The following is a 13,188-nucleotide window of genomic DNA, read 5'->3' as shown; positions in this document are numbered from 1 at the left end:
CGCTCCGTTGCAGTGGTAGAACCGTTCGCTCAATCCTTCCGGTAGATCACACCCAGCTTGTCGATGGCATCGCCGGCGCGGCCGGTGAAGCCGGCGATATGCCAGCCGGTGGGAGCAGTGAGGGTGTAGCGCTCGCTGGTCGGGGTGCCGGCGGCGATGCTGCGGCCCTGGTTGGTGGTCAGGCTGAGCGAGAACAGCCGGGTGCGGCCGTTGTACTGGCCGAGCGTGACGGTGGCCGCGGTCAGCGTTTCGCCGCTGCGCAGGGCCAGGGTGGTGGCGGTGCCGCCGCTGCCGCCGTGGGCGAGCGTGGCGCCGTTGTCCAGGCTGGCGGCCACTGCATCCAGGCGTTCGGCACCGCGCAGGGTGACACTGCGCAGCTGGCGCTGGTGCGCGCCGCCGGCCACGTCGTTGAACGGTACGCCATGCGGTCCGCCGAAGCTGTCGCTGGTGCGCACGTCGGTGCCCACCGCCCAGCCGAACTGCGTGTACAGCGGATAGTGATCCGACAGCGGCTTGCCGGCGCTGTCGTAGAAGCCGCCTGGGTCGAGCTGGTAGCGATTGGCGGCCAGGGTCAGCTGCGGCGCGGCGCGGTACAGGATCTTGTCCACCACCTCGCAGGTGTTGGTCGGCGGCGTGCCGCACAGCAGCGGCGCGGCGCCGGCGGCCGGGGCGGTGCCCTTGATCAGTTCCACCCACGGATCGATCAGGTTGTTGCTGGCGATCAGTTCGCGGATGTTGTCGTCGCTGCGGGTGTAGCGGGTGTTGGAGTCCATCATCACCAACACCGCGTTGCCGGCCGACCAGGTGCCGATGAATTGCGACAACTGGCTGATGTTGGCGCGGCGGGCGGCCAGGTCGGCAGTTTCGGTACCGGCATTTGGATGGGCGTTGTAGACGTCCAGCAGCACGCCGTTGTCCAGCCGCAGCTGCATGTAGCTGAAGCCCTTCGGCGTGAGGCAGTCGGTGCCGTTGCACTTGTCCCATGTGACCCGGGTGAAGTCGTTGAAGGGATAGTTGCTCAGCGTGTTGAGGCCATCGCCGATGGCGGCGCCGCCACTGGTGGGCGTGCGGTAGGGATGGTTGTCGCCGGCGTAGAGCGCCGCGTGGTAGTTGAAGTCTTCCTGCACGTGGACCAGCGCATACGGCGCCAGTTTCGGTGCCAACAGCGGCGTATTGGTCGCGGGATTGCCGCTGGAGATGCCTTCCGGCAGGCCAGCGACGTTGTAGGTGAGCACGTCGAGGACGCCGACGCTGGATTGGGCGTGGGCGACACCGGCGCAGGCCAGGGTTAGACCGATTCCGACGCTGAGCAGAGAACGCAGATGCTGAAGCATGATGACCTCGTGCGGTTGGGGAACAGCGGATGGACGCGACGCGTTGGGCCCAGCGCGTCGCGTGGAGGGGGATCAGTGGTCCATGGCGAGCGGGTCGAGTGCGGCCTGGACGATGCGGGCGAACTGCGGCAGTGGGCAGTCGTACGCCGGCGTGGCGGTGCTGCAGCCGGGAATGAAGATGGCCGCGCTCGGCGGCGGTGCCTGCAGCGTCAATGGCACGCGTTCGCGCAGCTGCGTCAGGCTCTGCGCGGTGTAGCGCAGGCGGAGGACGCGCTCACCGTCGGCACGCCGCCAGCGCTCGAACACGAGCGCGCCACCGGGAACGGTCTGGTCCGGTTGGTAGCCGGGCAACTGCCAGTGCAGATCGAGCATGCCGGCCAGCAGGGTCAGGGTGCCGTCGTGGCCGGACACCACCACCAGGCGCGCAGCGCCGCCGATGGCGTCGGCAGAGGAGGCTGCATCGCTACCTTGCTGCAGGGTTGCCAGCAAGCGTGCGGCCAATGGCGTGCTGGCCAGACGCGCGACGGTCGGCGCACGCAGACGCAGCGCGAATTCGGCCTGATGCGGGGCGAACACGCGCAGCAGCGTTGCTTCGTCCAGGCCTTGCCAACCGAGTGCAGCGAAGTCCTGTCCATCGGCCCAGCCCATCAGCAGGCTTTCGGTGATGCCTGAGGCGGCTGCGGCAGGTCCATCGATACCGGGAATCGACGGGCCGGCATCGTCCAGCCCGGCCGGTACCGTGGTCAGGCGCAGCTTGCCAGGCGCGGCCTGGGCGGGACATGGCCGTTGCGCGCATTGCAGCAGCAGGTGTTCGAGCGTGGCGATCGCATCGGCCTGGGCGGCGTTCCAGGCCTGCGCATCGCCGCCGATGCGGCCGGCGATGGCGGCCTGCATGCGCGCACGCGCTTCGGGTCGACGCAGCGCAGCGGTGCCATCGAACAACACATCGGAGCTGCCAGCCGGCACGCCGTGCACCGGGTTGGCACAACCAGGCGTCAGCGTGCTGGCCAACGCTTGCGCCGAGGCAATGGTGCGTTGGGTGCGGTTTGCCCAGTAATAAGCCTGGCTGCAGCCATCACCGTTCAACAGACCAAGCGCGGTGTAGCGGGCGCGGTAGTAGTCGCCGAACAGGCGCTCCAGCTGCGCGCCGTTGGCGGTGAGATGACCAGCCGGCACGGCAAAATGTGGCCATGGATGCAGCGAATAGCGGCCCAGCTGTTCGGGGCTGGACATCGCCGCACGCACGCCATGGCGTTTGAGGATCACCACCTTTTCCAGCGTGTCGGGCGCCGCGTCGGTGGCGTGGGCAGGGCAGAGCGGTACGAGCGCGAACCCGAGCAGGGCGGTGGCGCGGCGGCAGAAACGCAGAAGCATCGGAAAATCCAGTGCGAATGAAACGGTGGGGCGAAAAGAACGGCGCAGCACAGTGACGGCCGCGCGCGAGGGCGACGACCGCCAGCGAAGCATGCAGGCGCGCTTAGAACCGCGCGCGCAGACCCAGCGACCAGGTCCGGCCGTAATCGGTGTAGCCGCCGAACAGGTGATCGCCGACGTATTGCCGCTGCACCTGGCCGGTGAGGTTGATGGCGTTGACGAACACCGACAGGGTGTCGTTGACCTTCCAGGCCACGTTCGCGTCCAGACTGCCGAAGGCATCGCTGTTGAGCGTGGCGACATTGGCCGTGCCCACCGCGTTGACGATGTTGTCGCTCCAGCTGTAGCTGGCGCGCGCCATCAGCGGGCCCTTCTCGTAGAACAGCACGGCGTTGTAGGTGTTCCTGGCCACGCCTTCCAGGCTGTCGGTGAAGCGGCGTGTGCCGTCGCGGTAGGTCGCCTGGCTGTCGGTGAAGGTGTAGTTGAGCTGCATGCCCAGGCCGTCCAGCGGCGCCGGCAGGCCGGTGAACACCTGCTGGTAGGCCAGCTCCACGCCCTTGACGCTGGCCTGGCTGCCGTTGGTCTTGGACGAGAGCAGATAGGTCTGGCCCTGGTAGTCCAGGTAGGACAGCTGGGTCTGGATGAAGCTGGAGATGTCCTTGTAGAACACGCCACCGGTCAGCGCCGAGGTGCCGTCGATGTACCACTCGAAGGTCAGGTCGTACTGCCAGGCCTCGAACGGCCGTAGCGCCGGGTTGCCGCCGCTGGCGGTCAGTACTTCGCCACTGGAGTTGAAGGTGAGCTTGGACGACAGGTCGGTGAGATCAGGGCGGGTGATCACCTTGGCTGCGGAGGTCCGCAGCACCATGTCCTCGCGCACGTCCCAGGCGGCGTTGAACGAGGGCAACGCATTGGTATAGCTGCGCTCGAAATGTACCGGCTGGGCGGCGCCGTCGAGATCGGCATGGCCGTCGGTGGTTTGCTCGGTATGCACCAAGCGCACGCCGAGATTGCCGCGCAGATCGCGCCCGGCCAGCGCGCCGCCGAAGTCGGTCATCGCATACGCCGAGCCGATCTTCTCGCGCACCTCGTAGGAATTCTGCAGGTCGGCACTATTGGGCGTGCCGCTGAGGTCGGCGGCGGTGGGCCAGTCGCCCCAGAACGGCGCCTCGATCGGCGCCAGCCATTGCCGTGGCAGCTGGCCCTTGCCGTCGACCAGCATGTCGCTCACCGGCAGCGCGGTGAAATAGCTGCCCGGAAAGCGCACGCCGGCGATGCGGTTGAGCAGCAGGTCGGCACGGTCGTAAGTGCGCGAGCGCTCGCGATACTTGGCGCCGAACTTGATGTCGCGCAGCCAGCCATCGCCGAGCGTGCGCTTGGCGTCCAGCTGCAGTGCGTCTTCCTTGTCGCGCGCATCGATCTGCCGCCATTCAAGCCGGCGCCCGCTGACGCTGGCCGGGTTGGTCGGATCAAAGCCATTGGTGAAGCTCCAGTTCGGTACGTTGTCGTCGTCGGCCTGCGGCATCTCCACGCGCATCGACAGGTTGCTGGCGCTGCGCAGGCGCGTGCGGCGGATCGGGTCGGAGTCGTAGCTGTGTGCCTGCGAATGGAAGGCCACCGCACCGAGCGTCCACAGATCGCCGTTCCAGGTGCTGGACAGGCGCGCGCTGCGGTTGTCGTCGGTGATGCCGGAGGTTTCGCGCGAGACCTGCACCTGGCCATTGCGATAGTCGAAGCCGGTCACGCCGCCATGGTCCACTTGCAGGTTGCTCATCTTGGCAACGCCGTCGAAGCCCACGCCCAGGCTGTATTCGTCGTAGTGCACCGTCTGCTTGGCATACAGCAGGTCCAGATTGGTTTCCCAGGCGGCGCTGGGGCGCCATTGCAGCGAGGCGGCCACGCCGGTGCGCTCGCGCTGTTCCAGTTCCAGCGTCGGGCGCAGGCCGGTGGGCAGGTAGGACGCACCCGGCGCACCCGGCACGCCGTTGGGGTAGTAATCCCAGCTCACTTCGTTGACGCGGTCCTGGCGCAGGCTGCGCTGGGCATACGCACCGGACACCAGCATGCCGAAGGTGCCCTCGGCATTGACCCAGTTGAACAGGCCGGACACGCGCGGGTCGTTGGCATGCGTGCGTTGCGCCTGGCTGGATTCCAGCGAGGTGTTGAGCAAGGTCTTGCCCAATTCCAGCGGGCGGAAGGTGCGCACATTGACGATGCCGCCGATGGCGCCTTCGTCCAGATCGGCGGTGGGGCTCTTGATCACGTCCAGGCCGGAGACCAGTTCCGCCGGCAAGGTGTCATAGCGAAACTGGCGGCCGGTCTGGCCGGAGGTGCGCACGTTCTCGTTGACCGCCATGGTCTGGCCGTTGAGCGTGGTCACCTGGAAGTTGGGGCCCAGGCCGCGCACGCGCACGTACACGCCTTCGCCGCGGTCGCGCACGATCGACACGCCTGGCACGCGCTGCAGGGCTTCGGCCACGTTCTGCGCCGGCAGCTTGCCGATGTCTTCGGCGGCGATCACGTCCACCACGCTGTCGGCATAGCGCTTCTCGCGCAGCGCGGCACTGAGGCTGCCGGCATAGCTGCCCAGCACCTGGATGCTGTCCAGTTCGCGCACCGGTGCGCCGGCGGCGGCCGGGGTGGCGGTGGTGGCTGCGGCAGATGGCGTTGCCGCCGGCGCATCGCTCAACGTCTCGGCCGGCTCGATGGTCACCGTGGTCGGCGTCAGGTAGCGATAGCGCAATCCGGTGCCTTGCAGCAGTTGCTGCAAGGCCTGCTCTGGCGCGGCGCCGGCACTGGTGCCGCGACTCTGCTGCTCGGCGCCAACGCTGGCCGCATAGACGAACTGCAGGCCGGTCTGGCGCGACAGCGTATTGAGCGCGCGCGCTAGCGGTTGTGCGGGAATGGCGTCGACTGCGACGGGTGGCGTCTGGGCGCCGGCAGCGCCGGCATGCAGGGCGAGGGCAACGGACAGGAACAGGCAGCAGCGCATCATTACTTCCAGGCAGAGGGAGAGGGGCGTCGCACCGATCCACGCGGATCGCTGCGGCGACTACCCCTCTACGAGGTGCGACGAGCCGAGTCGGGCACCGTTTTTCGATGAATTTTCTGTGACACGTGCAAGGGCGATGGCGTGCGCGTGCCGTGGCTGCGCGCAGGCCGGTGGTGTACGGGAAAGCACGTTGCCCCTCCGATCGCCGATCGCATCGATCGTTGCGTTACGCGGCACCATGCGGCGCAACGCGTGCGCCTAGATCGAATACGCCGATCCGGATGCCAGCCATTCGCTGCGCAGATGCGTCGGCGCCAATACCCGATGCAAACAGGCATGGCCGTGCGACACCGCGGCGTGCCGGCCAATGGCAAGCACACGTCGGGCAATGCCGTGGTGCCTGCCGTGCGATTTCTGCGCGCACGTTAGCGCCAGCGGGTCGGTCGCGTCGGCCGTGTGCGCTACCAGTTGGTGGTCGCCGGTGGTGCACCGCCGACGATGTGCAGCGCATCGGCGTGTTGTTCGAGCCGCAGGCCGGGCTGCTGTGCGAGAAACGCGCGCAGGCCGGCGAGGTCGTCGCTACGCAGATTGCCGGTCAGGCGCATTGCGCCGGCGCGCGCATCGTCGATGTGCAGCTGGATGCGATTGAGGCGATTGAAGTCTTCGGCCACGTTGCGCAACGGCTCGTCGCGAAACACGATGCGCTGCTGCTGCCATGCATGCATGGTGGCGACATCTTCATTGCTCAATGCGACCTGGCCGGCCTCGTCGATGCGCGCGCTTTGTCCTGCGCCAAGATTGGCCAGCATCGGCTGCGCCGGGCGGTCGGCACGCCAGACATGCACGCGACCGGCAGACACGTCGATGCGTGCCTGCTGCCCATGCAGCGCAATGTCGAACGCGGTGCCGATGTCTTCCACGCGCAGGTCCAGCGCCCGGACCTGCAGCGGGCGCCGGTCCGCTGCGACAGCGAAGCTGGCCTGGCCCTGCAGCAACTGCAGGCGGCGCGACCACGGCGTCATGGTGGCCTGGATGCGCGTGTCCGCATTGAGGAACACCACGCTGCGGTCGGCCAGTTGCACGCGGCGTTGTTCGCCATGCGCCGTCGCATAGGTCGAGGTGCGCGGCCAGGCCCAGCTGCCGAGCACCGTCAGCAGACCGAGCATGGCGGCCAGACCGACATGCCAGTGCGGCCGGCGTGCCGCCGACTGCGAGCGAGCGGTTCCCCTTGCAGCAACGGTGCGCCGTGGCGGCAACGGCAGTGCGATCACGTTGCGCGCCGTCCCGGTGTCGTGTTGGCGGTCGGCCTGCAGCAGCGTGTCGACATCCAGCGCCATCGCATCCAACGCCTCACCGAGCGCACCGGCCACCTGCGTCACTGCCAGGTATTCGCGCACATGCGCCGGCGAGGCGGTCAGCCAATCCATGAAGCGCGCCTGCTGGTCTGCATCCAGCGGCTGCATGCGTTGCAGCGCATGCCAGTGCGCCGCTTCCTCGGTCAGGCGGCGCGCCGCCAGCGACGCGACGCTCACCACCATTGCGCTCCCTCGTCGGCCAAGGCCTGTCGACAGGCCGACAGGCCACGCACCACGTATTTCTTGACCATGTGCGAAGACACACCCAGGCGTTCGGCGATCTGCTTGTAGCTCAGGCCATCGCGGTACTGCATCACCAGCACCGCGCGCACGCGTTCGGGCAGTCCCGCCAGCACGGTCTGCAGGCGTTGCTGGCGCTGTTGCCGCTGGGCGCTGTCTTCGACATCGTCACCGGCCACCAGCCGTTGCGCGAACCGTTCCATGTCCTCGATACGCAGCGGCGCCTGCTTGCGCCGCACCGCCTGCTCGCGCGCCAGATTGACCGCCACCGTGTACAGATACGCTTCCGGGTTGGCGATGGCCTGGCCCGGCTGCTGATGCGCACGCAGCAGGCGCAGATAGGTTTCCTGGACCAGGTCTTCGGCGTCCTCGTTCGCCCCGCGGCGCACGAAGAAGCCACGCAGCACCGGGCCATGCTCGGTGAACAGACGTGCCCAGGCGCGCTTTGGATGTGCCGACACCCCGACCTCCGGCCGATTGCAGGGGCGTAGGCTAGCGGCGTCGTATGACGTGGCAGTGACGCGTTGGCTGCCGATGACGTGGCGGCGGGCACGCACGACCGGCACCAGGCCCGTGCCTGCCCATGCAGCCGCCGCGATCCGAGACCGCCGCGTCCTGGGGCCGCGCCCTGCCGGGGACAGGCTGGGCGTACCTGAGGCGGACCCGGCTGCCGGCGGCACCCTCGCTACCTGCCTGGGCTGCTCCGCGCTGTCGGGGCACGGTGATTGGGGCCGAATGATTACCGGTGGCGTGTTCCGCGTCGGTGCCAATGCGGGATACTGCGTGTCCACGCAGGCGAGATGGGCTTGGATGTCCGAGCTGCCGATCACCGAGTTATTGCAGGCCTGGCAGCGCGACGAACCCGGCGCGGGCGACGCCTTGGCGCGCCAGGTCTATGACGTGTTGCGCGCCACCGCCATGCGCGAGCTGCGTCGCGACGGGCGCGCTGGCTTGCAGGCGACCGAGCTGGTGCACGAGGCTTGGATGCGGCTGGAACAGGGCCAGCAGGGTTTTCGTTCGCGGGCGCACTTCTATTCGGTGGCTGCGCTGCAGATGCGCCACCTGTTGGTGGATCTGGCGCGCCAGCAGGCCAGCGCCAAACGGTTGGGGCAGGCGGTGACGCTGACCCTCAGCCTGTCCGACGGCGCCGCACGGCCGGAGGCATTGATGCTGGTGGCCGATGCCTTCGACAAGCTGGCCCAGGTGGACGAGCGCAAGGCCCGTGCATTCGCATTGACCGAGCTGGTGGGCTTCAGCGTGGCCGAGGCCGCCGAACAGCTGGAGGTGTCGGTGCCGACGCTGGAGCGCGATCTGCGCTTTGCCAGGGTGTGGCTGGCGGCGCAGCTGTGAGCCTGGCCGCCACCGCGTGGCAACGTCTGGAAGCCTTGTTTCATCAGGCCTGCCAGTTGCCTGCCGCCGAGCGCGAGGCATTTGCGCGCGCGCAGGCCGGCGACGACGCCAGCGTGCGCGACCAATTGCTGGCGATGCTGGCAGTGGAATCGCAGGCCACCTTGCGCGTGCGGGCGCCGTTGAAACAGGCCGCCGCCGCATTGCGTGCGCCGTTACCGGAACTGCCGGCCGGCACGCGCTTCGGTGCCTGGGCGATCGATCGCCTGATCGGCGCCGGCGGCATGGGCCAGGTGTATCTGGGCCACCGTGCCGATGGCGCGTACGAGCGCGAGGTGGCGATCAAGCTGGTGGCCGCCGATGCGCTGGATGCGCAGGGCCGTGCACTGTTCGAATTCGAGTGCCGGCTGCTGGCGCAGATGGTGCACCCGGCGATCGCGCAGATCCACGACGTGGGCACCGATGCCCACGGCCAGCCGTACCTGGTGATGGAATACCTGCGCGGCGAGCCGATCACCTGGTGGTGCGACCAACACCGCCTGTCGCTGCATGCGCGCGTGTTGGTGATGCTGCGTGTCAGCGAGGCGGTCCAGCACGCGCATCAGAAGGGCGTGATCCATCGCGATCTCAAACCCAGCAACGTACTGGTCAGCGAGATCGACGGGCGGCCGATGCCAGGGGTGATCGACTTCGGCATCGCCATCGATGCGACCAACCCGGGGATGACCTACGCGCACGATCGCGGCACGCCGGGTTACATGAGCCCGGAGCAGGCACGCGGCGCGCCGGATGTGGATGCACGCAGCGATATCTATGCCTTGGGAGCGATGTTCTACGAATTGAGTTGCGGGCTGGCGCCGGTGGCCGGGCGCGACGGGGTGCCGCAGCCGCCGTCGCAGCGGCTGGCAACAGTGCCGGCCGATGCGCGTGCACGCATCTGCGCGGCGCGCGCGACCACCTACCAGAAACTACACGAGCACCTGCGCGACGGGCTGGATGCGATCGTATTGCGCGCGCTGGAGCCGCAGCCGGGCGCGCGCTACGCATCGGTGTCCGCATTGCTGGACGATCTGCATCGCTGGCTGGACGGCTACCCGCCGCGCGCCCTGCAGGCGAGCCGCTGGCTGCGGCTGCGCAAGTTCACCCAGCGCCATCGCAGCGGCGTCGCCGCCGCCGGCCTCGCTGCGGTTGCCGTGGTCGCCGGGCTGGGGGCCACGCTGTGGTCGCTGCAGCAGGCCGCGCGCGATGCGCAACGTGCGCAGGTCACCGGCGATTTCATGAGTTCGGTGTTGTCCAGCGTGGACCCTGGCGTGGCGCGCGACCTGGACAAGACCCTGATGCTGCGCGTGCTGCAGCAGGCCTCGCAGCGTGCGGCGCGCGAACTGGCCGACCAGCCCGATGCGCGCACCCAGGTGGAACTGACGCTGGGCCGCACGCTCATTGCGCTGGCCAATTTTGCGCAGGCCGTGGAGCATCTGCGCATCGCACAGACCCTGGCGCAGCAGACTGCCGGTGCGGGCAGCCTGCCGGCCTTGAAGGCCACGTCCATGCTGGGCCAGGCGCTCACTGGCGACGGCAAACCAGGCGATGCCGAGCGCGTCTTGCGCCAGGGCATTGCGCAGGCAGCACGCGGCGATGCGCAACAGCAGGCCATGGGCAACGAGCTGCGTGCCTGGTTGGCGTGGGCCCTGCGCGAACAGGGCCGCATGCGCGATGCGTTGGCAGAGAGCCGGCATGCCTATGTCGCCGCGCTGGCCAATGCCTCCAGCAGCGCGGACCAGCGTATCGACGCCGGCAACAGCTACGCCGCCATGCTGGCCGATAACGGCCAGCTGGTACCGGCGATCGCCTTGCAGCGCAGCCTGTTGCGCGAGCGCATGGCCATGCACGGGCCCGAGCATCCATTGGTGGTGTCGATGCGCAACAGCCTGGCAGTGTTCCTGCTGATGCAGCGCGACTTTGCCGGTGCCGAAGCCGAACTCGTCCCGCTGCTGCAGGTCGCACGCGCGTTGTATGGCGAGAGTGCCGCCGACACCTTGATGGTCGAAGGCAACCTGGCCGGCGCGTTGCGCCAGCAGGGCAAGCTGGCCGAAGCCGGGCCGTACTACCGCAGGACGCTGGAGCGCGCACGCGCGGCCTTCGGCAACGATGCACCGGCCACCATCGCCTATCGCAGCAACCATGCGTTCTGGCTGCTGGACGACGGCCAGGTGGAAGCATCGCTGGCCGAACAGCGCGCCGCGCTTGCTGCCTCGGAGCGTGTGCTGGGGCGCGCGCATCCGCAAACGGCCGAGATCCTGCGCGGCATGTCCGAAGCCGAGCGCAGGCTGGGCCAGACCGTGGCCGCGCGCGACCACGCGCAGCAGGCATTGCAGATTCTTACCGGCATTTTCGGCAATGCAGACCAGCCCCTGCGCGCGGCGCGCCAGACCCTGGCGTTGGCGACGCCGCCGGTGGATACCAGCGAGGCACAGACCACCACCTCGGTGGCGCAGCGCTGAGACGAATTGTCGGGTGACCGCTGCGGCCTGGCGGGATAGTGCCGTGCATGGCAACGACCGAAGCGTGCCGATGCAACCTGCTGCGCGCCTGACCGATTTGCATGTCTGCCCCATGGTGACCGGGGTGGTGCCGCATGTGGGCGGGCCGATCGTCAGCCCCGGCGCGCCAACGGTATTGATCGGCGGCCTGCCGGCGGCGCGGCGGGGCGACATGGCCGTATGCGTCGGCCCGCCGGACAGCATCGTGGCCGGCGCACCGACCGTGTTGATCGCAGGTCAGCCTGCCGCGCGACTGGGCGACAGCACCGCGCATGGCGGGGTGATCACCCTGGGCTGCTTCACCGTGTTGATCGGGTGAGTACTGCGTGGCGGCGGCTGGTGGCCGGTGGCAGGCCGCCGCCAGTTGTCTGCCCGTGGCGCGCATGCGCCGGTACTCAAGCCTGCCGGCGCCCGCGGCGATGCCAGGCGGTGGCCGCCCCGGCGCATCGGCACCACGGTCGTGCTGTTGGCGGCTCGTTGCAGACATGACGCCCTGCCATTCCGCGCTCACATTCGTACCCGCACCACCGGTTGCCGTGTCCTTGGAGAAGCTCATGCAAACTGCGCCACAGCCACTTACCGAGCCACTGCAGCAGGCGATCGCCGCGCACCGCAGTGGCCAACTCGAACATGCCGCGCAGCTGTACACGCAGCTGCTGGACGATCAGCCCGCGCACGCCGACGCGCTGCATTACCAGGGCATCCTGTTGCATCAGCGCGGCAACAGCGCCGCGGCGGTGGCCTCCATCACCCAGGCGTTGACGCTGGCGCCCGCGCAACCGGATGCCTGCAACAACCTGGGCAACGTGCACCGCGAATGCGGCCGCCTGCGCGATGCCGAACACTGCTATCGCCGCGCACTGGCGCTGGCGCCTGCACATGCCGACGCGCTGGCGAATCTGGCAGCGGTGCTGGAAGCGCAGCGGCGCAGCGAAGAAGCCTTCGTCACCTACGCGGCGCTGTTGCACACCTATCCGCAGTCCGCGCATGCGCATTACCTGCTCGGCCTGTTCCTGCGCAACAACGCGCAGGCCGCCGAGCATCTGCAGCAATCGGTGCAGTGCCTGCAGCAGGCCTGCACGCTGGCACCGGACCACCTGCACGCCCGCGAGGCGCTGGGCACCGGGCTCTACCTGTTGGGCGAGCATGCGCAGGCGCAAACGGTGTATCGCGACTGGCTCACGCTTGAGCCGGGCAACCCGGTGGCAACGCATATGCTGGCGGCCTGTGGCGGCGCCGAACCGCCGCCGCGTGCCGGCGATACCTATGTGCGTGAACTGTTCGATGGCTTTGCCGACAGTTTCGACGAACAGTTGCTGCATCACCTGGAGTACCGCGCGCCGCAACGGCTGACCAAGGCACTGGCGGCCTGCCTTGCGCCACCGCATGCGGGCCTGCGCATGCTCGATGCCGGCTGCGGCACCGGGCTGTGTGCGCCGCTGTGGCGCCCGTATGCACATCAACTGGTGGGCGTGGACCTGTCGCCTGGCATGGTCGCCAAGGCACGCCAACGCGGTGGCTACGATCGGCTGGAGGTCGCCGAACTCACCGCATACCTGCACGCGCAGCACGCGCAGTGGGATGTGATCGGCTCGGCCGACACCTTGGTGTACTTCGGCGCGCTGCAGCCGGTGCTCGCTGCCGCTGCCGGCGCGCTCACGCCAGGGGGCGTGCTGGGTTTCACGGTCGAAGCGCTGGACGAGCCGGACGACCGGGTCGAACTCGATGCCAGCGGGCGCTATCGGCACAGCCATGCGCACGTGCGCGCCGCATTGCAAGGCGCCGGTTTGCAGCCGATCGCGTTGGAACTGGACGTGCTGCGCAGCGAACGTGGCCAGCCGGTGCACGGCTGGGTCGTGACCGCGCGCACGCCTGGGCCAGCCTGAGACGAAATGTCGGCTTTGCTGCACGCACGCATGTGAGCATGCGCGTGACAGTTGCCGTGCCTTTAGCCGCCTGACGTTGCACGCGCGGGCGCAACGCGGCGCCGTCGGTCAGCGCAACGT

At 68.5% G+C, this 13,188-nt stretch carries 9 protein-coding genes; 4 read left to right on the top strand and 5 right to left on the bottom strand.

Going from position 1 to position 13,188, the window contains the following annotated elements; genetic code table 11:
- Positions 1 to 29: 29 nt before the first annotated feature.
- The 5 genes from LN450_RS02670 to LN450_RS02650 all read right to left on the bottom strand — a co-directional run bounded on the left by LN450_RS02670 (position 30) and on the right by LN450_RS02650 (position 7,756).
- Positions 30 to 1,334, bottom strand: a complete 1,305-nt coding sequence (locus LN450_RS02670; RefSeq protein ID WP_011349006.1) for a jacalin-like lectin — start codon at positions 1,332 to 1,334, stop codon at positions 30 to 32.
- A 72-nt stretch (positions 1,335 to 1,406) separates the two neighbouring features.
- Positions 1,407 to 2,708: a histidine-type phosphatase gene (locus LN450_RS02665; protein WP_011349005.1), complete on the bottom strand. Its 1,302-nt coding sequence runs from the start codon at positions 2,706 to 2,708 to the stop codon at positions 1,407 to 1,409.
- Positions 2,709 to 2,811: 103 nt separating this feature from the next.
- On the bottom strand, positions 2,812 to 5,703 hold the full coding sequence (locus LN450_RS02660) for a TonB-dependent receptor (protein WP_011349004.1): 2,892 nt from the start codon (positions 5,701 to 5,703) through the stop codon (positions 2,812 to 2,814).
- Positions 5,704 to 6,161: 458 nt separating this feature from the next.
- Positions 6,162 to 7,238: a FecR family protein gene (locus tag LN450_RS02655; RefSeq protein ID WP_011349003.1), complete on the bottom strand. Its 1,077-nt coding sequence runs from the start codon at positions 7,236 to 7,238 to the stop codon at positions 6,162 to 6,164.
- Positions 7,229 to 7,756 (bottom strand): RNA polymerase sigma factor, encoded by a 528-nt coding sequence (locus LN450_RS02650; protein WP_011349002.1) that lies wholly within the window; start codon positions 7,754 to 7,756, stop codon positions 7,229 to 7,231. Before LN450_RS02650 ends, LN450_RS02655 begins: the two co-directional genes overlap by 10 nt.
- Before the next feature lie 349 nt (positions 7,757 to 8,105).
- Here LN450_RS02650 and ecfK point away from each other — a divergent pair, with 349 nt between their 5' ends.
- The 4 genes from ecfK (at position 8,106) to LN450_RS02625 (ending at position 13,068) form a co-directional block, all read left to right on the top strand.
- Positions 8,106 to 8,645 (top strand): ECF-type sigma factor EcfK, encoded by a 540-nt coding sequence (gene ecfK / locus LN450_RS02645; RefSeq protein ID WP_039419276.1) that lies wholly within the window; start codon positions 8,106 to 8,108, stop codon positions 8,643 to 8,645.
- A complete protein-coding gene (locus LN450_RS02640) occupies positions 8,624 to 11,143 on the top strand; it encodes a serine/threonine-protein kinase (RefSeq protein WP_041855093.1) in 2,520 nt (839 codons plus the stop codon). Before ecfK ends, LN450_RS02640 begins: the two co-directional genes overlap by 22 nt.
- Before the next feature lie 43 nt (positions 11,144 to 11,186).
- Positions 11,187 to 11,501: a PAAR domain-containing protein gene (locus LN450_RS02630; RefSeq protein WP_011348999.1), complete on the top strand. Its 315-nt coding sequence runs from the start codon at positions 11,187 to 11,189 to the stop codon at positions 11,499 to 11,501.
- A gap of 235 nt (positions 11,502 to 11,736) precedes the next feature.
- Entirely contained in the window at positions 11,737 to 13,068 is a 1,332-nt protein-coding gene (locus LN450_RS02625) for a tetratricopeptide repeat protein (protein ID WP_011348998.1), read from the top strand.
- The last annotated feature ends 120 nt before the right edge of the window (positions 13,069 to 13,188 follow it).

The organism is Xanthomonas euvesicatoria pv. euvesicatoria (assembly GCF_020880415.1).
In the GTDB taxonomy this organism is placed as follows: domain Bacteria; phylum Pseudomonadota; class Gammaproteobacteria; order Xanthomonadales; family Xanthomonadaceae; genus Xanthomonas; species Xanthomonas euvesicatoria.
Note: the sequence above shows the minus strand (reverse complement) of the source record. Positions and strands in the feature narration are given on the sequence as shown.